This is a genomic window from Clostridium sp. D46t1_190503_E9, assembly GCF_015555225.1.
Lineage (GTDB): Bacteria > Bacillota > Clostridia > Clostridiales > Clostridiaceae > Clostridium.
In genome coordinates this window covers 95550-116858 of record NZ_JADNKB010000011.1, presented here as the reverse complement: position 1 = coordinate 116858, position 21309 = coordinate 95550, and the positions used below count along the sequence as shown (strand labels likewise).

Sequence of the window (21309 nt, the reverse complement as noted above, 5' to 3'; positions counted from 1 at the left end):
TTAAGATGCTTAAAAGTTCTATTGTTGAACTTTATATTAGTGTGCATTTTAAGAACAATATCTTACTTTAAACTCTTTTATAAAAATAAAATAACTTTAAATACAAAACATATATATGAATTTGTATTTAATTTAGTTTAAATATAATGAAAGATCTTTATATAAATAAAATCCTCATAGACGATATTGTTTGTCTATGGGGATTTTTAATTTTAAATTAAGAAAGGTTGGGAATTTTATGGCTTTAACAAAGGTTACAGAACGAATTTATTATCTTATAAACGACAGAGAAGCTGATAGACCAGTGCTTGGATACATTAAAGGAGATAAGTATTCTTTGATGGTAGATGCAGGAAACTCAAAAGAGCATGTTAAAAAATTTAACGATTCTATAAAAAAATTAAATTTAAAATTACCTGATTATATAGCAATAACTCATTGGCATTGGGACCATAGTTATGGGATGCATGCAGTTACAGGGAAAACTATAGCGTGTGAAATAACTAATGAACAATTAGAGATTATGTCAAAATGGCAATGGACAGACGAAGCGATGAAAAAACGTCTTTTAACTGGAGAAGATATAGAGTTTGCAGATACTAATATTCGTAAAGAATATAAATCGCTACAAGATATAAAGGTTATATCTGCAGATATAGTGTTTAAAAATGATTTGGAAATAGATTTAGGAGGATTAACGGTTATTTTAAAGAATATTATTGCTCCTCATTCAGAGGATTCAGTAATAGTTTATGTCCCTGAAGAAAAAGTAGTATTTATAGGAGATGCATATGGTGTAGATTATTATAATAATTACAAATATGACTCACTTAAGTTAGAGGAACTTATATACACCTTAGAAGATTTAGAGTTTAACATTTGTTTTCCAGGACACTCAACGCCTATAAATAAAACTGAGATTATTGAGTATTTAAAATCGCAGCATAAGAAAATTTGTATAGATAACGATTAAATATTAATAAATCTTAAAACATTTATATAGTATTGCTTAAACATTTATTTCTATAATAAACCAAATAAATGGAGGAGGTAACTATAGATGTTTGTATTAGAATATATAAAAGATCCTAAGAGTATAGGGGCAATTGCACCAAGTGGAAAGTATTTAGCTAATAAAATAATAAGTAATATTAATTTTGAAAAAGCAAAATACATTGTAGAATATGGGCCTGGTACAGGTGTCTTTACAGAAAAAATTCTTGCTAGAATTAAAGATGATACTATAGTATTATTAATTGAAATTAATGAAGAATTTTATAATATTTTAAAAAGTATATATGGACACAAAAATAATGTAATAATCGTAAATGATAGTGTAGAAAATATTGATATAATACTTAAAAAATACTCAATAACAAATGTAGATTATATTATATCTGGACTGCCATTTACGTCATTACCTAAAAGTGTTTCAAACTGCATTTTAAATAAGACATCAAAAATAATAAGTGGCAATGGAGATTTTATTACTTTTCAATATTCACTTTTGAAGATTAGACTTTTTAAAGAGTATTTTGGGGAAATTAATTACACAAAGGTAATTAGAAATATACCACCAGCTTATGTATTAAAATGTACAGGAGGAAAAAATGCATAAAAATATATTAGTAGTTGATGATGATAAAGATATTAGAGAACTTGTAGCTGTTTATATGAAAACAGAAGAATTTTACGTTGATAAAGCTTGCAATGGAGAAGAAGCTCTAAAAATGGTTGAAGAAAAAAATTATGATTTAATTATCTTAGATGTTATGATGCCAAAAGTTGATGGAATGCAAGCTTTAATTGAAATTAGAAAAAAATATTCAATGCCTGTAATTTTTTTAACTGCTAAAAATGAAGAAATCGATATGATAAAAGGATTAGCTTTAGGTGCAGATGATTATATAGCGAAACCTTTTAGTTCAATGGAGTTAATAGCTAGAGTTAAAGCTCAATTAAGAAGATATACGGTATTTAATAATTCAGAAAAAGACATTATAACAATAGGTGATTTGACTTTAGACACAAAAATGCATAGAGTAATGATTTTAGGAAAAGAAGTAAAATTAACTCCTACTGAATATAAAATATTAGAGTTACTATGCAGAAATAGAGATATGGTATTTAGTGTTGAACAAATATATGAAAAAATATGGAGAGATAAATATGCAGTTGGAGACACATCAATAATGGTTCATATAACAAAACTTAGGCAAAAAATAGAAAAAGATCCTAAAAACCCAGAATATCTTAAAACAGTATGGGGAATAGGCTATAAGATATGAAAATTAGCTTTAAAAAACTAAGTATATATATGCTTTTTTCATTAGTAGTTTCTATTTTTGTGTGTGTTGAGTTTATTAAGTTTATAGCCCCTATAATGGAAAAGTTTATGATGGAAGAAAATATAAATCTTATTAAGATTCAGGTTACTGGCATTATTTTAATATTTTCTTCGATAACAGTATTTATTTTTACATTCTTATTTTTAATAAATAGAAAGGCAAAATATATAAATTATATATCAAAAGAAGTAAAAAAAATTAAAAGTGAAGGTTTTGGAAGAACTATTGAGCTAAGAGGAAAAGATGAGTTAACTGAGCTTTGTATGAGCATAAATGAAATGTCATTAGAGCTTAAAGAAAGAATTGAAAATGAGAAGAAAATAGAAAAAAATAAAAATGAACTAATAACAAACATATCTCATGATTTAAAAACCCCTTTAACTTCTATTATAGGATATTTAGAGTTGTTGAATGCTAAAAAGGTTGATGAAGAAAATAGAGATGAATATGTAAAAATTGCATATAATAAAAGCTTGAGGCTAAGGACATTAGTAAATGAGTTGTTTGAGTATACAAAATTGAATAGTACTGATATTAAAATTCGAAAAGTTAAGTTTAATATATCAACTTTAATAAATCAAATTGTTGGTGAAAGTATTATAGATTTTTCAGAAAAAGATATTGAAGTTAGATTAGAAAATCCATATAAAGAATTAAATTCTTTTATAGATAAAAAATTAATTTATAGAGTTTTTGAAAATTTAATGAAAAATGCTCAGAAATATAGTGATCCAAATTCTTTATTTCTAGTAATTGTTGAAGAAAATAATACTAATATAACAATATCTTTTATTAATAAATGTGAGGAGATACAAGAAGATGACTTAGATAAAATTTTTGAAAAGTTTTATAGGATAGACGAAGCAAGAAGTAGTGAGAATGAGGGAGCAGGATTAGGATTAGCAATTGCAAAAAAAATAGTAGAATTACACGATGGAGAGTTATTAGTAAAAAAATTAAATGAAAATATAGAATTTAAAATTATTTTAAATAAAGCATAGCAATTTAGCTATGCTTTATTTATTAAGAAAAATTAATATATTTATAAGCAAATTATTAAAAGTAAAAAATTAATATTTAATTATATTATTGCTAGGATGGTGTAAAAAATGAGTGTTTTAGGAAAAATAATTTTTGTATTAAATAAATATTTATTAGGCATTTTCGTCTTAATAATAAGTATTTTTGCATATCACTTTTTTAAAAAATTAAGAAATTAGTATATAGGTTTAATAGAAGATATGTATATGGAGGAGTTTAGTTATGGAACATAAATTAAGGATAAAAAATAAATTAAGCTTTAATATAAAAAAATGTTTAGTACTTTCTATGATATTAGTAATATTTATAATAATTTCGTTTATATTATCAAAAATAGGTGATATCTTAGATAAAAGCACATTGATAAATATATTGATTAAATATAAAGAGAAGTCAATGCTTATATATTTTTTAGTATGCTTTCTACAACCAATTATTTTACCATTACCAGAACCAGTTACAATAATGGTAGGTAGTTTAATATTGGGAGAAACTAAGGGAGCTGTAATAGGCTTTTTAGGAACTATATTAGGGATAATAAGTATGTTTCTTTTTTCTAGATATGCTAGTCAAAAGCTTATAAAAAAGATGGTAAATAGTAAGAAGATAGAAAAGTTTAATGAATATATAAAGAAAAATGAAACTTTAATCATTTTATTATTATTTATCTTACCTATTTTACCAGATGAGGTTATTTGTATTGGAGCAGGTATTGGCAAATTTAATGGATATAAATTCATTACTATAGCAATAATATCAAAATTAATTACAGCTTTTACATTATCATATTCAATAGAGTTGTTTAGTTTTAATCCGCTAAGTATTTTAATAATTGTAGCAATTATAATTTTAACTATTATAATTACTAAGCTTATTAATAGGGTTATATCAATATAAAATAAAAATAATTATTTAAAGTTAAATATTATTTCAGGTTATCTTTAAAAGTTATTATGTTTTAACATAATATTTAAATATACCATAATAAAACTATAGGTGGAGTTATCCGCCTATAGTTTTTAATATTACTTGTCTACTGGTTTAATAAGTTCCCAGTAAATCAAATTCTGGTCTCGATTAAATTCCTTCATACCAACCTTTTCTAATAGTCGTGCAGAAGGCTTGTTATCAATTAAACACTCTGCCTTAATAATTCTGACATTCTTTTGAGAAATTGCCCAATTCGTAATAGCCTTTAATGCTTCAAAACCAATACCTTTTCCTCTTTCGCTTTCTACTAATCCATAACCAACTTCAACTTCACCTTTTTCATCAGGCTTTCCATGAAAACCTATGTCTCCAATTACCTTCATAGTGTCTTTTTTTATAATCATCCAAACTTCAAAACCACTTGGTACTTTATCATTTTCTAATGATTTATATATAATAGGCAATATATCCTTAGTATCATTCGTTGGCCATTTTTTATCTATTTTAATTCCAAGTTTCTCAACTTCGTTACTGCTTCCATCCATTAAAGATTTAGTTATTTCTAATGTTATTGGTATTAATATTAACCTTGTTGTTTGTATATTTTTTAAATCCACTTTATTTTCCACCTTTCAATATTAAAAAGACTTAATAGAACTAAAGGTGGATTAGTACCTATAAATTTAAGTAGTAAACCACCTCATAGAATTTACAGTTATAAAACTTTTCATAAAATCAACTCCTAACATTATTAATTAAGAAAAAGATATAATCTAAATTAATTACATCTATATAGTAAGTGTACTAAACTCATAATAAAATGTAAATATTTTAATTATTTTCCTGTAATTTATAATTTATACCATGTACATAGACATTAACTTTATATTTTAAAATCTTTTACTTTTATATATGGATGAGATACATTACTTTAAATCAAGCTATTTCTTTAATAAAGTGGAGCCAGAATATTTCTATTATTATTGTGATAAACACGGTATGTTAATTATGCAAGGCATGGTAAATAACGGCTCATATTCTTTTATAAGAGATACAGCCCTTCCTACTATAGGTGTACTTAATATTAAAGATACAAGAAGAGGTAATAAAGAACAAAGAGAAATATTTATAAAGCATACTGAAGAAACAATAAAGCACCTTTATAATCACCCATGCATTATTGGATAGACTATATTTAATGAAGGATGGGGGCAGTTCCGAAGTGATAACCTTTATGAATTTGTTAAGAATATTGATAGCACTCGCTTTATAGATTCAACTTCAGGATGGTTTACTCATGAAAAGAGTGATGTAGAATATGAAGCTAATGGTTTATATACTTATGATAGGAAAGTGTGTAAGGTAGAAAAAGAAAAAATTCTAGAAGTTAGTTTTAAAATCAAAAAGATTATTGAAGAATTGCATTAAAAAGTTAATCTCTTATTTTTACAAAGGGGGTCGCGTTTCGCGAGCCCCTTTTAAACCATTGATTTTACTTGCTTAAAGACGTCTTTAAAGTTAAATTACTGGTTTTTATCTATTATTTAGTATATACAATTGAAAAGTTCTGTTAATAAAAATTGGATTAAATATATTATATTCATTTTAACATATCTAATATTTCATCCTCTGGAGTGGAGGAGTCACAACGAACTTCAATTTCTCCATTTTTATGAACAATAAAGCCTGGCACAGTTACAATATTATATTTATCTCTAAATTCTCTAAGTTCATTATCTAAATGGTTTGAACTATCAACATAATGAATTGGTGTAGTAACTTTACTAGCTAATTCACTTAATTTTTTAGCAAATTTACGGCAGTAAGGGCAGGTTGATCTTCCTATATATACAATAGCTTTATCTTCATTATTTAATAAGTCATCTGCTTCTATAGAAAGTATTTTGTTAAATGACTTTATATTTTCTTCATATTGATCTTCTTCAAACATTTTATATCCTCCTAATATTTTTCAGAATATTATACCAAACTTGAAGTGCTATATCAAATTAAGTCATCTAACCCATTAACTGTAGTTTGCTCATCTTCATTAATAGGAATAACTATACATTTTTGACCATCAATTATTTGAGATTTTATTTGAGGTATTTTTTCAGGTTTAACTTGAAGAATAACATCATAATCAGCTGTAGCATTATTATTTTCTGAATTTGTATCATCAAAATTTTCTATGTTGCTTTCTGAATCTTCATTTGAGTCAGTTTCAGAAGCTTCATCTAATATAATATCATCAGCACTACTTTCTAAAATATCATCATTATTTTTAGGCTTATCAGAATTACCTTCTAAATCATCATTGTTATCTTCTGATTTAGCATCATTATTTTCTGTAGCTGTTGGATTTTCATTATCTACCGCAGCTTCTTGCTTAACTTGCTCAAGTTTAGTTTGAAGTATTTCTACTTGTTTTTGAAGGTGCTTTTCCTTTTTTACTTGTTCATTTGCTTTAAGTACTTTTGCATCTATTAAATTTTCTACTAAAGGAAGTTCATCACCAAAGGTTTCAACATATGATTTTTCAATTTTTGTAGTAATTTCTTCAGGAATTCCACTTTCTATTAATAGACTTTGGATATCATCTTTTGTTAAACTTATAGGTTCAGCATCTGTATCATCATATATAGCATTGTACTCATCTAGCATATTATTTAAATTTTCTTGTACTTCCATAAAGATTTTTTCAGCTTTTTTTTCATCAGCGCTAAATGTATCTTTAATGATTGATTGGAAGGTTTCCTTTTGTATAGTAGCTGTTTGTTTTGAATAACAACCTAAAGCATTTTCCATTAACTCAGGATGTGTATCTTTTGCATTTTTAGTGTAATACATAATGGAATTTACATCTGAACTACGATCAATAAAAGCAGGAAAAACAAATCCATTAGTTGGAGCTTCAACTACCCAATCCCTAATACGAGCTTTTATTTTATTATCTTCCTCAAAGTATCTAAGTCCAGGCTCTGAAAGTGAAACAGGACATAGTGCGCATAATACATATTCATATACTTCTTCTGATTCATCTAACTTAGCGTTGTCTCTAGTTTTAGTAATAACATCATAAGCATCATGGAAAATAAGTATTAAAAAGTTACCAGTATAATCATAGTTATCTATAATTGAGTCATAAAATTCATCAAGAATAACATCATCCCTCAATTGACTACTTTTAAGTCTCATAAGAGAAACTTGTTTTTCATTTATAAGATCTTCATTAGTTGGAAAGTTAAGCTCTAAAATATTATTACCAATAGTACCAGACAGAACTTTTTTAGCAATTTCCAAGTATTTAAAGTATTCATCTTCATCTAAATTTAAAAAGGTTTCTCTAAATTTTAAAATAACATGTTTTTCTCCATTAACATAACAACCACACATTTTAGTAAAGGTGCAGTGATCCTTCTTTAAACGTCTTTTTAACTCAAGTATATCTTTTTTTCTCATATATAAACCTCTCAATCTAGTTTTTATATTTATATTATTTACTATTATATGTATATAAATAAGTAAGCTTGGGGAAGTGCAATTAAATCTTCGTACACTTATTTTAGTATAATATTTTTTCGAAATTAATTAAAGGTTTTATTACATGAACTTAAATTAGACTATGTAGTAGAAGAGTATTAATGAATGTCTATAGCCGTAAAAATGGATGAAAATAAATAATAATTCATTTTAAAATTTTATGTATTTCATCTGAAAAAATATAGGTATTTAGGATTTTACTTTCATGATATAATTTAGAAAATTCTTGCAATAGATAATAAAATAACTTAAAGAATATTGATATGTAAATAAGTAATTTTTACTATGTTATAATTGGAGGTAAATAAAGTGAAATACAATAATCCTATAATTAAAGGTTTTTATCCTGATCCAAGTGTATGTAAAGTTGATGATATATATTATCTTGTATGTAGTTCATTTCAATATTTTCCTGGTGTTCCTCTTTTTGAAAGTAAGGATTTAATTAATTGGAAGCAAATAGGACATTGTTTAACGAGAAAGAGTCAAGTTCAACTTGAGAATGTAAATAGTTCAGGTGGGGTCTTTGCACCAACTATAAGATATAATAATGGTAGGTTTTATATGACCACTAATAATAATACAACAAATCAGAATTTTTATGTATGGACTGATAATATTTATGATGAGTGGTCTGAGCCTATATATGTAGATCAAGGAGGAATTGATCCTTCTTTATATTTTGAAAATGATAAAACTTATTTTATAAGCAATGGAAGAGATGATTATGGAATGAGTGGAATAGTTCAATGTGAAATTGATATAGAAACTGGTAAAAAGCTAACACCTAGTCGTACAATTTGGACAGGTTCAGGCGGACGTTTTATTGAAAGTCCACATATGTACAAAATAAATGGAAAATACTATTTAGTTGTAGCAGAAGGAGGAACTGAATATGGACATATGGTAACATATGCTCGTGGTGATTCTCCATATGGTGATTTTGAAGGGTATAATTATAATCCAGTTTTGACAAATCGCAATTTAGGTGGCTATGAAATACAAGGAGTAGGACATGGAGATCTTATTGAAGATAATGATGGTAATTGGTGGATAATTCATCTTGGCTTCCGTCAGATAGGACAGTGGGAGCAATATCATCATTTAGGTCGTGAGGTTTTCTTAACTCCAATTACTTTTGGAGAAGATGGGTGGTTTATAGCAGGAGATAATTGTACAACAACTAATTCATTTAATCTTGCAAATATAACTAATAATGTTATTCAAAATGACAAGAAATACTATACTTTTGAAAATACTGACTGGGATAAGGATTGGTGTTATTTACGTACACCTAAGAGTGAAAACTATAAATTCACTGAGAATAAATTAGTATTAAAAGGAACAGATATTACACTTGATGATATTGATTCTCCAACATTTATAGGACTTCGTCAAAGAGATTTCAATGCTACTATTTCTTGTGAGGTATGTATATCAGAAGGGGAAAGCGGAATAACTTTATATATGGATGAAAATCATCATTATGATTTAGCAATACGAAAAACTGAAAATGGATATGAGGCAATTAAACGTCTTAATATTGGAGACATTAAATCAGTAGAAAAAACTGTAATTTTAAATGATATCAATAAGGTTTCCCTAGTTATCCGTGCAAATAATAGTGACTATAGTTTTTATGTTAAATCAGCTAGTGAAGAAACTAATCTTGGAACAGCTAAAACTAGATACCTTTCTTCAGAGGTTGCTGGAGGTTTTACAGGTGTTATTATTGGATTATATGCATATGGGGATGGTTGCCGCAATTATTCGGAGTTCACAAATTTTGAGTGCAGATATCTTTAATGAGTATAAATAAATATATCTTTTTATAATTAGTTTTAAAATATAGATTAGAATATTATAAAATACATTTTAATGTTATATTCTTATCTAATGGTAGGGACACGAAAAGTATAGATTTAAAGAAATTAATACAAATGGCGATAATTTATTAGAATTGAGCTATTTTTTATAAAAAAGGTTATATAGAGAAGGAGAATTGAAAATGAGAGATTATGAAAAAATGCATAGTGGAAAGATTTATAATTGTGGTGATGAAGAATTATTAGAAATGCAAACTAAGTGTTTGGATAAGTTATATGATTTTAATGCAACACGCCCAACAGAATTTGAAAAACGCCAAAGTATGTTAAAAGAAATGTTAGCAGAAATGGGAGAGGGGTGTTATATTGAACCTCCATTTCGTAGTAACTGGGGTGGGAAACATGTACATTTTGGCAATAATGTATATGCTAATTTTAATTTAACATTAGTAGATGATACACATATTTATGTAGGGGATTATACAATGTTTGGTCCTAATGTTACTGTTGCTACTGCAGCACATCCAATAGATCCTAATTTTCGTATGCCTGTAACACAATATAATAAACCAGTTCATATTGGGAAAAATTGTTGGATAGGAGCAGGTGCTATTATATTACCTGGAATTACAATTGGGGATAATACAGTAATTGGAGCTGGTAGTGTAGTAACTAAAGATATTCCTGCAAATGTTGTTGCAGTAGGAAATCCGTGTAAGGTTTTAAGAGAAATTAATGAAAATGATAAAGTTAATGCTCAAGAATTGATTTATAAATAAGATTCTATTGAGGTGATTGATATAAAATAACAAGAAACAACTTACAATGTTTTTAATGTAGTAAGTTGTTTCTTATTTACTTAAAAGATTATAATACTTGGTATAATTCATTTTTCTATCTTATAAAAGTGAATTATGATAAAAATTATTGAGTTATTGAATAATTCTTTTTTTCTGGAATTAAAAAAAGAATAAACCTAAATAAAGTATAAATTACTAATACTGTAGCAATAATTGTTTGAAATAAAAGGATATATTTTAAGAATCCCATATCATATCCTGTTTTAGCTAAGTAGTTCATAGTCATTTTTGTTGCGATTCCACTTATAACAAATGGAAATGTAAATGCAGAGTAGCTTGGGGAAAATGGCATTTTTAAATAATTTGGTAACTTAAATAAAACTATAATAAATGTTATGAATGCTAAAATAGATAAAAAAGATACCATTAAAAATGACTTTGTTTGCATTGATTGAATATACCCAGCAAGACAAAGATTTACAGGAGCTGCATATATACAGAATAATGGCTTAGCTGGACTAGGAATTTCTTTATATTTAACATATCTATATGTTACAACTACAAATAATATCATACATAATATAAATGCAAACCAAAATGCCAATGTGCCTATATTTGTTTTTTCAAAATCTGGGGCAGAAACACTTGCAACAGCTAGTCCAACATAAACTATAAAATACGTTGTAAAAACTTTTTTTATATCAAACTTTAATATAAATTTTATCGAGAAGTACACTATTAAACATAGATGAATAATTATTCCTAAATACCAAATATAAATAGCTTTGTCCCCTATAAAAGGTTTTATATAAGTAGATAAAAGCATTATAGCCATTGGAAATGTTGCAGATACACCAGCCATAATTGGATTTTTCATGTCTTCTTTTATCATAAATGGATACATTACAATTTTACATATTAGTAGTAGTCCTAGAATTAAAGATACAATTCCGCATACTAAACGAATAGATTCAGAATAGCTTTGAAGTAAATTACCTAAAGCCGCAAAACCAAGCATTACCCCTGAAATAGGGAGTGGTATTTTCTTTATCATAATTTATCCCCTATACTGTAACTAAAGAATCTGTATTAACTAGATTTAGTTCTCTTACTATTATTTCTGCAACTTTTCCAGCAACCATACCTGTAAACTGTATACATTGTTCTTTATGAGCCCCAGATGACATATCGAATTCTTTAGTTAATATACGGCAGCAAAGAGAATTTTTGCCGTTAGATTCTTTGAACCAATCATGTAATTCCTTTGATAATTCTAAATTTTTCTCTACTTTAGAATCTCCTTGTTTAGTACGACCAAAGAATAAACCTAAAGCCATAACCCCACCAGAAACTGCTCCGCATATACATTTAGAACGTCCGATTCCAACAGGAAATCCTGAAGCCATTGCAATTACTTCTTCAGGTATATCTAGCTCAAAGTTAGAACGTATGGAACTTATTAGTGCTTCAGAGCAGAAAAACCCTCCTCTAAATAGATCCTCAGCGTCTTTTGATATTTTTCTTATGCTTACCTCTTTTTTTATATTCATACAAAACCTCCATTTTATATAGTCACTTCCTGAACATTATAGAATATTTTTTAGTTTTAGTATTTCAATTTTCTATAGTTTAAATATCTATATCCTTAATATATTTATTTAGTGTGTAAGCAATACCATCTTCTTCATTAGATAAAGTAACTTCATCTGCTATAGCTTTTAAATCATCTACAGCATTAGCCATAGCAACTCCTATGCCTGCATATTTAACCATTGAGGCATCATTATGACCGTCTCCAAAAGCAATCATTTCTTCCTTTTTATAGCCTCTAGGAATTAAAACAGAATCTAAAGCTTTAGCTTTATCTATTCCTTTCGCAGTAAATTCAAAATAGAAATCTGCTGTAAACATGCAATTTAAAGTGTTTTTGAAGGGTTCCATCATTTCTTTATAATGAGATTTCAGATATTCAGGTTCTCCAGCAGTTAAAATTTTGTTTAATGGATAATCAGCAAAAGCAGCTAAGTCATCTTTTTCACAAAGTTTAAATTTACCACCACGAGCTTCGTATTGAATTATGTTAAAAGGTGCACCCTTATAATTTATTTCATTATTGAAAACATCATTTACATACATATAATTATCTTTGTCAATCATAGGCTTAACATCAAATTTCTTCATATGTTCAAGAACGGCTTGTCCTTCTTCAATACTCATAGTTTCATTAAATAAAACTTCATTAGTTTCACAATCTATTACCTTAGATCCATTAAAAGCAACTAAAAGCCCATTATTTTCATTCATTTTTAATTCTTTAGCAAGATCCATTAATCCAGAGGTAGGTCTCCCTGATGCTAAAACTAATATAGATCCTTCTTCTTGTGCTTTAATTAAAGCATTTTTAGTTTTTTCGGTTACAACTTTTTTACTATTAGTTAATGTACCATCAACATCCATAATAATTACTCTTATATTACTCATTTATCTTTCCTCCATAGTTCTTTTTATTTAATTATACTAATATTAGCTTTATAAGTGAATTGATTAATCAAAAAAAATGAGTAATTTATATGAAAAAATATAAAATTAAGGGATATTGAATAAAATAATTTTGTTATACGAACTTTTTAAAAGGATTATGGTATCAAATAATCTTACAGTTCAAATAAAGCTTAATAAATATGTTAGTCTAGTTAATTAATTAAATGGAGGAGTGGTAGTAACTAAAAAATACCTTTTACTATATATTTTTAATAAATATTAATATAAAGATATTAATTAGAAAGTTTATGTAATTGTATATTTGACATGAATATAAATAAATGTTATTATGTCTATAAAATTAATAGATGTGAGGGAAAAATGAAAGAGATTATTCGTAATGCAACTATAGAAGATTTTAAAAGAGGATATTTATGGGATGCTAAAAAAGGCGAGTTTATATGCTTAATATGTGGGAAGAATATTGGAATAAATACTGAAATTTTAAATGGCCATATGTTAGCTCATGGGTCTCCAGTAGAAAGATTATTGATATTAGATAAGAAATATACGGGACTTACTGAAATTCAAAAGGAATTGCTTGATATGGTATCTAGTAAATTTAGTGATAAAGAAATAGCTATCAATCTTGCTTGTTCAGAATCTACGGTTAGAAATATTAGGTTTTCATTAAGAGAGAGGGCAAGGCAAGCAAGAGCCTTTTTAGCTATTATGGAGTTAGTGGATGAAGGTACATTAAATTCAATGAATCATAAAATTAGATATTTCCCTATTAAAGAAGAAAAAAGAAAAGCCTTACTACCTAGATTTGCTAGTTTATTTGAGCCAAATAGGTTATATACAGAAAATGAAGTTAAAGTAATAATCAATAAAGTTTATGATGACGATGCATTAATAAGACGATATTTAGTGGACTATGGTTATTTGAAGAGAGATAAATATGGAGAAAAGTATTGTAAGGTAGAAGGAGAAATCACTATGGAAAATATGAAAAGAAAAGAACTTATAAATAATTATAAACAGCAAGAAGTAGAAATGGGAATAATTCAAATATATAATACAGTTAATGGTTGCTCTTTTGTAGATATATGCTCAAATTTATATAAGCCGTTTGAGTCAATAAAGTTTAAATTAAATTTAGGTAAAATAAGAATTAAAGATCTACAAGAGGACTGGGATAATTATGGAGAAAAGGCATTTGAATTTAAAGTTGTAGAAAAGCTTAAGAAAAAGGAAGGTTCTACAGAAAAAGAAGCGCTTGATGATTTAAAGGAACTTCTACATATTTGGATTGATAGCCAAGGAGATAATTTGAAATTATATAATAAGTAAAATTATTTTAAATTATATAAAATGAAATGTATAAACACTCCACTATAACACCAGACTTTATATAGGTGTTATTATAAAAATGGAGGTGAAAAAGATATGGAAAATATATATAAAACATCAGAAGTAGCTAAAATAATAGGAATTCATCCTAATACGGTACGGTTATATGAAGACCTTGAATTAATACCAAAAGCTAATAGACTATCCAATGGATACAGAATATCTAAATATTACAATAGATACATTAAGAAATTGGGAGATGAATGGGCTACTTTCTATTAAAAGAAAAGAAAAATGTATATATAACTTAAGAATACTGATATTTAAGACAATTATTCTTAATAGAAGAAGGAAGATAAATTTAAATAATACATAAGGCTATATTAATTAGTAAAACATAATTAATATAGCCTTATATATTATTTCTTAGCAATAAAGATGTATAAGGAATCATCTAGAGATAGTCTTTTTTCTATACTAAATCCAGCATTTATTAGCTCTTGTTCCATTTCTGATGAATGAATTCTTGGGGGCGCTTTATGACCAGAATTCAATTCTTTTTTTTCAAACTCAAGACATAAAAAATATCCACCTTCTTTAAGAACTCTTTTAATTTGCTCAAGTGATTTAGATAAAGGATTAACTTCATGTAAAACTAAAGAAGCTAGTATAATATCAATTGAATTCTCTGATAGAGGGATATTATCAATACTTCCTTGAAGTGATTTAATATTTGTAATCTTTCTATCCCTAGCCTTGGATTCTATAAAATCTAACATTTTTGAATCTAGATCTAATGCATAAACTGTGTTATCTACTATTTTAGCAGCTGGGATTGATAAATATCCTGTACCTGCCCCTAAGTCTAAAATACTATCACTTTTTTTAACAGGTATCATTTGTAATAATTCTTCTGCAGTGAAATTCTTATTTCTATCAGCATTTTCTAAATATTCTATTTTTCTTTTGAAATCATTCATTTCTTTTGAATGACAATGATGTTTTTCCATATATCAATTCTCCTTATTTTTTATTTTCAGAAGCATTAAAAGATTTAATGCTTGAATCTAATATAGAATGGAATTTCTCCAATCCATAGAGGATTTTTTCTATATCTTCAATTTTAGTATTTTTTATAGCATTAAAAAGGTAACCTTTTTTTATATATACAAAATCAAAATCCTTCATAAAATCATCAGAAAGAGATAGGTTAACAATCCGACGATTATCTTCAGGTATTTCTCTTACTAATACACCTTGCTTTTCAAGTTGAGTAACAATGCCTGATGCAGTACTTTTAGATAAATTTAACTTTTCACATAACTCCTTTAAAGTAATATAAGGAGTATTATATAATTGTCGCAATACCATAACTTGCTGAGAATTAAATTTATAATCTTTAAATTGCTCAAAGGAAATTTTATGGAAGTCTTCCCAAAGTAACTCATAAAGTTTTATTATTTTTTCGGTATAATTTAATGAAGATTTACTCATACTTAGAACTCCTTTTTAATGTTTTAATATAAATGTTCAAATAAACAAACAGTTCGTGTTTCCGAATTATTATTTTTACAATACTATGTATTTATTTTATAGTCAATGGATTACTTTTACATAATTGTGATATTATATATATACAAAATGTAATTAATTGAAATTAGTAGATTAAAATAATAAAAATTAGTCTGCAAAATGCGGCATCAAATATCGAGTAAAGTAATTTTGAAAAGTTTATTATTAATTTGAGGTGAGAAGTTATGGAGTGGGTAGATAAATTAAATGAATCAATAAACTATATAGAAGAAAATCTTACGGGTGAAATATCATATGAAGTTATTTCGAAAATTGCAGGATGCTCTGTTTATAATTTTCAAAGAATGTTTTCATATATAGCAGACAAGCCATTATCTGAATACATAAGAAATAGAAGGTTAACAATGGCAGCATTTGACTTATTAAACAATTCAGAAAGGATAATTGATATTTCTTTAAAGTATGGATACGAATCTCAAGATGCTTTTACGAGAGCTTTTAAAAATTTTCATGGGGTATTACCTTCAAAGGTTAGAAATGAAACAGTCCAATTAAAGTCCTGTCCTAAACTTTCTTTTCAAATAAAAATTAAAGGAGAAAATCATATGAATTATCAAATTGAACAATGGCCTGCATTTAAAGTAATGGGTATATCTAAGAAAGTAAAAACAGATGAAGCTTTCAAAGTAGTTCCTAATATTTGGGGAGATGCTTGGAAAGATGGTACTATGAATAAATTTTTAGAGAATTTTCCTGGGTATAGACCATCAGGTTTTTTAGGAATTGCACAAGGAGGAGAATGGGGAGAATCTGAATATATGGAATATATTATAGGAGTGACAAATCATGTTGATACATTAGACTGCGAATATGTTCCAGTACTTGAAGGCATGAAAGAAATTTCTTATCCAGCTGCAACCTGGGCAATTTTTGAAGTGAATGGAGAATTACCAGCTACAATACAAGATGTTTACAAACAAATTTATACTGAATGGCTTCCTAGCTCAGGATATGAGTTAGCTAATCTTCCAGTTATTGAATGCTATTTACAAGAAAATAAGCAAGAAGTTTGGCTTGGAATAGTAAAAAAATAAAAATCAACCCTGACTTTTTTTGCCTTACTTCTATAATTAAATTGTAAAAAGAAATAGCTTTGTAAAAGATAAAAAAGATAATTACGTAAGATAAGAAAGAATATAAGAGGAATTCAAGAGAAGATTTTATGTAGATAATATTGAAAATGATAAAATAGAAGAAAATTTTGATAATGGAGTTCTTAAAATAAATTTACATAAGTTAAATAAAGAACTTTCCAATATTAAGAAAATAGAAGTTAAATAGTATATACTATAAGTAACAATGAAGAAAGTTCTATAAAATAACCACGGTTATTTATAGAACTTTTCTAATTTTGTTAAATCGATATGAGTTTATAAAGTTGGATCATACATATAAGAAGAAACTTAAATTACAGATTTAGTAATAAACTTTATAAATTAGGTAAATCTATTTTGATTATTAACTAAAATAATTCATATTATTTAAACTAAATACATAAATAAATATTCATTCAAAAAAATTATACATTAAATAATATATTGCAATTAACTTTCAAAATATAATATAATTGTATGTACAATATATGAAAGGTAGTTAAGGCATGGATAAAAAAATAAAATACATTGAAATATTTGAATTTTATAAAGATAAAATATCATCAGGAGAAATAAAGGAAAATGAAAAGCTACCAACAGAACAAGAAATTGGGCAAATTTTTTCTGTAAGTAGGCATACAGTAAGACAATCTATAGTAGAACTAGAAAAAGAAGGCTATATTTATAGAGAAAAAAGCAAAGGTGCTTATGCTAAAAAATTAGATAAATTAAAAAAGACACATAGTAAGCTTGTTATAGTAATAACTACATATATATCTGAGTATATATTCCCATATTTAATTAAAGGTATTCAGGAAGCATTAAATGAAAATGGTTATGATATATTATTGTTAAATACTAATAATGAAAAGGCTAAGGAAAGAGAGCAATTAAAAAAGCTATTAGAATATGATGTTGCTGGAGCAATAATTGAACCAACAGCAAGTGCCTTAGGAAATACTAATGAAGATTACTACGCAGAAATAGATAAAAACAATATACCTTATCTTATGATAAATGCAACATATGATAAGGAAAACCAATCTTATGTTATAATGGATGATAAAAAGGGAACTTATACACTTTGTGATTATTTAATTAATTTAGGTCATAAAAAAATAGCTGGAATTTTTAAAGAAGATGATATACAGGGGTTAGAGCGTAAAAAGGGTTATTTAAAAGCATTAGAAAAAAATAAAATAGAAATTGATAGTACAATAATAGGGAATTTTAAAACTTACGAAGAAGATTTTTATGTATATGCTTTTGCAAAGAACCTATTAAGTAGAGGGGATAGACCAACAGCAGTTGTATGTTATAATGATAAAACAGCCATAAAAGTAATTAAAGTGGCTAAAGAACTAGGCTTAAAAATACCAGAAGATTTATCCATTGTAGGTTACGATAATGACGAAACTATTTCTGAAATATTAGATTATGGTATAACTACTATAAACCATCCTAAAGAAAAAATGGGAAAAAAAGCAGCAGAAATTCTAGTTTCATTAATAAACAAGGAAAAAGATAAAGCAAATTATATATATGATCCAGAAATAGTTAAAAAGGATAGTGTCAGAAAAATATAAATATTGAATCATAAATAGAAGTATGTATTAACAAAGTGTTAAACATACTTTTTTTATTTAAAATATAATTTTCTGAAAAATGCAAAAATATGTTACTTTTAAATGTTTACAATATAAATTTTATTTGCTATCATTTAATTGTACGTAACATTTATAATAAATATATAATTGTACGTACTGATGGGTAGTGTTTTAAATGTTTTATATTTTGTATGTAAAATGGAGGGGAATTTATGAGTAAATATTCTATAGGAGTTGACTATGGTAGTGAATCTGCAAGAGCATTACTACTTAATGTTAGTACAGGAGAAGAAGTTGTTTCAGAAATGATGACTTATCCTCATATTGTTATGACAGAAAAACTTCCTTGTGGTAAAAAATTAGAGCCTTTTTGGGCTTTGCAACATCCAAAGGATTATATGGATGTATTGGAATACATTATTCCAAAGATAATTGAGAAATCAGGTGTAAAAGCAGAAGATATTATAGGTCTTGGAATTGATTTTACAGCATGTACAATATTACCTATGAAAAAGGATGGAACTCCTCTTTGTTATTTGGATGAATTCAAAAGTAATCCTCATGCTTATGTTAAGCTATGGAAGCATCATGCAGCTCAAGATGAAGCAAATAAGTTAAATGAAATAGCAAATAATATGGGTGAAAAATTTATAAGTCGATATGGAGGAAAGATATCATCTGAATGGTTTATTCCAAAGGTATGGCAAGTGCTAAATGAAGATTCAAAGGTTTATGAAGAAACAGATAAATTCATAGAAGCTACAGATTGGGTAATAATGCAACTTACAGGTAAAGAAACCAGAAATAGTTGCACAGCTGGATATAAAGCAGTTTGGCATAAGCAAGAAGGATTTCCAAGAAAAGAGTTTTTAAAAGCATTAGATCCAAGATTAGAAAATTTATTTGAAGATAAATATGATTGTGAAGTTACTAGTTTAGGAGAAAGAGCAGGAGAGTTAACTGAAGAAATGGCTAAAAAACTTAAACTAAAGACTGGAATGCCAATAGCAATAGCTAATGTAGATGCTCATGTTGCTGTGCCAGCTATGGGAGTTACAGAGCCAGGAAAAATGGTTATGATTATGGGAACTTCAACATGTAGTATGGTTTTATCAGATAAAGAAGTAGTTGTACCAGGAATTTGTGGTTATGTAGAAGATGGAATAATACCAGGTCTTTATGGATATGAAGCTGGACAATCAGCTGTAGGAGATATCTTTGCATGGTTTGTTAATAGTTGTGTGCCAAAATCATATATAGAGGAAGCGGACAAGCTAGGATTAAATATACATCAATATTTAACTATGAAAGCAGAAAAGTTAAATCCAGGAGATTCAGGTCTTTTAGCTTTAGATTGGTTAAATGGTAATAGAACAGTTTTAGTTGATACAGATTTAACTGGATTTATATTAGGCTTAAATTTAAATACGAAGCCAGAAGAAATTTATAGAGCCTTAATTGAATCAACAGCTTATGGACATAAAAAAATAGTAGATACTTTTAATGAATATGGTGTTGAAATAAATGAACTATATACTTGTGGGGGATTACCACAAAAAAATAGAATGTTAGTTCAAATTTATGCTGATGTAACAAATCTTCCAATTAGAATTTCTAAATCCACTCAAACACCAGCATTAGGCTCAGCTATGTTTGGAGCAGTTGTAGCTGGGAAAGAAAATGGCGGATTTGACTCAATACATGAAGCAGCAAAAGTAATTCCAAGATTACTAGATGAAGTAATAACTCCTATACCAGAAAATGTAGAAATTTATTCAAAAATTTATGCTCATTATGATAGATTACACGATTACTTCGGCAGGGGTGAAAACGATGTGATGAAAGATCTAAAGAAAATGAGAAAACTTTAGGAGGTAACTATGTTAGAAGCATTAAAAAAGGAAGTTTTTGAAGCTAATTTAGCTTTAGTTAAAAATAATTTAGTTGTTTTAACATGGGGAAATGTTAGTGGAATTGACAGAGAAAATGGATTAATTGTTATAAAACCAAGTGGAGTAAGCTATGAAAAAATGAAAGAAGAGGATATGGTAGTTGTAGATTTAGAAGGAAATATAGTTGAAGGAAATTTAAGACCTTCATCAGATACAATTACTCATGTAGAGCTTTATAAAAGGTTTCCTAATTTAGGAGGGATAGTTCATACTCATTCCACATTTGCAACATCATGGGCACAAGCAAAAAGAGATATTCCTTCATATGGAACAACTCATGCAGATACTTTCTATGGATCAGTTCCATGCACTAGAATGTTATCAAATAACGAAATAAAAACTGAATATGAAAGAAATACAGGATTTGTAATAATTGAAACTTTAGAATCAAGAAATATTGAAGTTTTAAGCATTCCAGGAATAATAGTTGGAAGTCATGGGCCTTTTTCTTGGGGGGAGACTCCAAGTAAAGCAGTATCAAATTCAGTAGTCTTAGAGGAAATTGCTAAAATGGCACTTATAACTGAAAACTTAAATAATCATGTAACTCCAATAAATAAGGAACTTCAAGATAAGCATTACTTTAGAAAACATGGTGAAAATGCATACTACGGACAAAAGTAGTCAACACAATAGATAAATGGATAAGTATTTATTAACAAGTGATTGAATTAAAAAGTTTTTAAGCTATTTTATAGGACATAAAATAATTAATTTAAAGTAGAATTTAGGAGGGGTTAA

General features: G+C 27.1%; 21 protein-coding genes and 1 pseudogene. 14 read left to right on the top strand and 8 right to left on the bottom strand.

Annotated features, from left to right (window positions below):
* Positions 1-238: 238 nt before the first annotated feature.
* The 5 genes from I2E83_RS13525 (at position 239) to I2E83_RS13505 (ending at position 4286) form a co-directional block, all read left to right on the top strand.
* Positions 239-973 (top strand): MBL fold metallo-hydrolase, encoded by a 735-nt coding sequence (locus I2E83_RS13525; RefSeq protein WP_195430392.1) that lies wholly within the window; start codon positions 239-241, stop codon positions 971-973.
* A gap of 87 nt (positions 974-1060) precedes the next feature.
* Positions 1061-1618: an rRNA adenine N-6-methyltransferase family protein gene (locus I2E83_RS13520; RefSeq protein ID WP_195266762.1), complete on the top strand. Its 558-nt coding sequence runs from the start codon at positions 1061-1063 to the stop codon at positions 1616-1618.
* Positions 1611-2288, top strand: a complete 678-nt coding sequence (locus I2E83_RS13515; protein ID WP_195266763.1) for a response regulator transcription factor — start codon at positions 1611-1613, stop codon at positions 2286-2288. The genes I2E83_RS13520 and I2E83_RS13515 overlap by 8 nt, the downstream gene beginning before the upstream one ends.
* Entirely contained in the window at positions 2285-3349 is a 1065-nt protein-coding gene (locus tag I2E83_RS13510) for a HAMP domain-containing sensor histidine kinase (RefSeq protein ID WP_195430390.1), read from the top strand. Before I2E83_RS13515 ends, I2E83_RS13510 begins: the two co-directional genes overlap by 4 nt.
* Before the next feature lie 262 nt (positions 3350-3611).
* Positions 3612-4286 (top strand): VTT domain-containing protein, encoded by a 675-nt coding sequence (locus I2E83_RS13505; protein ID WP_195430387.1) that lies wholly within the window; start codon positions 3612-3614, stop codon positions 4284-4286.
* 128 nt (positions 4287-4414) lie between these two features.
* On the opposite strand, the gene I2E83_RS13500 is transcribed toward I2E83_RS13505, so the two are convergent.
* Positions 4415-4936, bottom strand: a complete 522-nt coding sequence (locus I2E83_RS13500; RefSeq protein WP_195430385.1) for a GNAT family N-acetyltransferase — start codon at positions 4934-4936, stop codon at positions 4415-4417.
* A 391-nt stretch (positions 4937-5327) separates the two neighbouring features.
* On the opposite strand from I2E83_RS13500, the gene I2E83_RS13495 reads away from it, so the two are divergent.
* Positions 5328-5507 carry a hypothetical protein gene (locus tag I2E83_RS13495; protein ID WP_207733856.1) on the top strand — a complete coding sequence of 60 codons (180 nt, stop codon included), beginning with the start codon at positions 5328-5330 and terminating at the stop codon, positions 5505-5507.
* A gap of 412 nt (positions 5508-5919) precedes the next feature.
* Here the strand turns inward: I2E83_RS13495 and I2E83_RS13490 are convergent, their stop codons facing one another.
* Together I2E83_RS13490 and I2E83_RS13485 are read right to left on the bottom strand one after the other, a co-directional pair.
* A complete protein-coding gene (locus I2E83_RS13490) occupies positions 5920-6270 on the bottom strand; it encodes a thioredoxin domain-containing protein (RefSeq protein ID WP_195430379.1) in 351 nt (116 codons plus the stop codon).
* A gap of 53 nt (positions 6271-6323) precedes the next feature.
* Entirely contained in the window at positions 6324-7781 is a 1458-nt protein-coding gene (locus tag I2E83_RS13485; protein ID WP_195430376.1) for a DUF4317 domain-containing protein, read from the bottom strand.
* Positions 7782-8171: 390 nt separating this feature from the next.
* On the opposite strand from I2E83_RS13485, the gene I2E83_RS13480 reads away from it, so the two are divergent.
* Positions 8172-9668, top strand: coding sequence for a glycoside hydrolase family 43 protein (locus tag I2E83_RS13480; RefSeq protein WP_195430373.1), 1497 nt, complete (start codon positions 8172-8174; stop codon positions 9666-9668).
* A gap of 202 nt (positions 9669-9870) precedes the next feature.
* Complete coding sequence (locus I2E83_RS13475) at positions 9871-10467, top strand: sugar O-acetyltransferase (RefSeq protein ID WP_195430370.1); 597 nt, start codon at positions 9871-9873, stop codon at positions 10465-10467.
* Positions 10468-10612: 145 nt separating this feature from the next.
* Here the strand turns inward: I2E83_RS13475 and I2E83_RS13470 are convergent, their stop codons facing one another.
* From I2E83_RS13470 to I2E83_RS13460, 3 genes are all read right to left on the bottom strand, one after another.
* Complete coding sequence (locus tag I2E83_RS13470) at positions 10613-11542, bottom strand: TDT family transporter (RefSeq protein ID WP_195430367.1); 930 nt, start codon at positions 11540-11542, stop codon at positions 10613-10615.
* Between the two features lie 10 nt (positions 11543-11552).
* Entirely contained in the window at positions 11553-12038 is a 486-nt protein-coding gene (locus I2E83_RS13465; protein ID WP_195430364.1) for a C-GCAxxG-C-C family protein, read from the bottom strand.
* A gap of 79 nt (positions 12039-12117) precedes the next feature.
* Positions 12118-12969, bottom strand: coding sequence for a Cof-type HAD-IIB family hydrolase (locus tag I2E83_RS13460; protein ID WP_195430360.1), 852 nt, complete (start codon positions 12967-12969; stop codon positions 12118-12120).
* Positions 12970-13350: 381 nt separating this feature from the next.
* Between I2E83_RS13460 and I2E83_RS13455 the strand changes: the two genes are divergently transcribed.
* Together I2E83_RS13455 and I2E83_RS13450 are read left to right on the top strand one after the other, a co-directional pair.
* The gene (locus tag I2E83_RS13455) at positions 13351-14322 is read left to right on the top strand and encodes a DUF2087 domain-containing protein (protein ID WP_195430357.1); all 972 of its coding nucleotides are present in this window, start codon (positions 13351-13353) and stop codon (positions 14320-14322) included.
* 96 nt (positions 14323-14418) lie between these two features.
* Positions 14419-14544, top strand: a pseudogene (locus I2E83_RS13450) (MerR family DNA-binding transcriptional regulator); the annotation flags it as partial.
* Positions 14545-14741: 197 nt separating this feature from the next.
* Here the strand turns inward: I2E83_RS13450 and I2E83_RS13445 are convergent.
* Both I2E83_RS13445 and I2E83_RS13440 read right to left on the bottom strand, forming a co-directional pair.
* The gene (locus I2E83_RS13445) at positions 14742-15332 is read right to left on the bottom strand and encodes a class I SAM-dependent methyltransferase (RefSeq protein WP_195430354.1); all 591 of its coding nucleotides are present in this window, start codon (positions 15330-15332) and stop codon (positions 14742-14744) included.
* Between the two features lie 13 nt (positions 15333-15345).
* Entirely contained in the window at positions 15346-15816 is a 471-nt protein-coding gene (locus I2E83_RS13440; RefSeq protein WP_195430351.1) for a MarR family transcriptional regulator, read from the bottom strand.
* 263 nt (positions 15817-16079) lie between these two features.
* Here I2E83_RS13440 and I2E83_RS13435 point away from each other — a divergent pair, with 263 nt between their 5' ends.
* The 4 genes from I2E83_RS13435 to I2E83_RS13415 all read left to right on the top strand — a co-directional run bounded on the left by I2E83_RS13435 (position 16080) and on the right by I2E83_RS13415 (position 21192).
* Positions 16080-16949 (top strand): AraC family transcriptional regulator, encoded by an 870-nt coding sequence (locus tag I2E83_RS13435; RefSeq protein WP_195430348.1) that lies wholly within the window; start codon positions 16080-16082, stop codon positions 16947-16949.
* Positions 16950-17515: 566 nt separating this feature from the next.
* Positions 17516-18595: a GntR family transcriptional regulator gene (locus I2E83_RS13425; RefSeq protein WP_195265731.1), complete on the top strand. Its 1080-nt coding sequence runs from the start codon at positions 17516-17518 to the stop codon at positions 18593-18595.
* Between the two features lie 233 nt (positions 18596-18828).
* Positions 18829-20487 (top strand): ribulokinase, encoded by a 1659-nt coding sequence (locus tag I2E83_RS13420; RefSeq protein WP_195430345.1) that lies wholly within the window; start codon positions 18829-18831, stop codon positions 20485-20487.
* Positions 20488-20496: 9 nt separating this feature from the next.
* Positions 20497-21192 (top strand): L-ribulose-5-phosphate 4-epimerase, encoded by a 696-nt coding sequence (locus I2E83_RS13415; protein ID WP_195265727.1) that lies wholly within the window; start codon positions 20497-20499, stop codon positions 21190-21192.
* Positions 21193-21309: the final 117 nt, after the last annotated feature.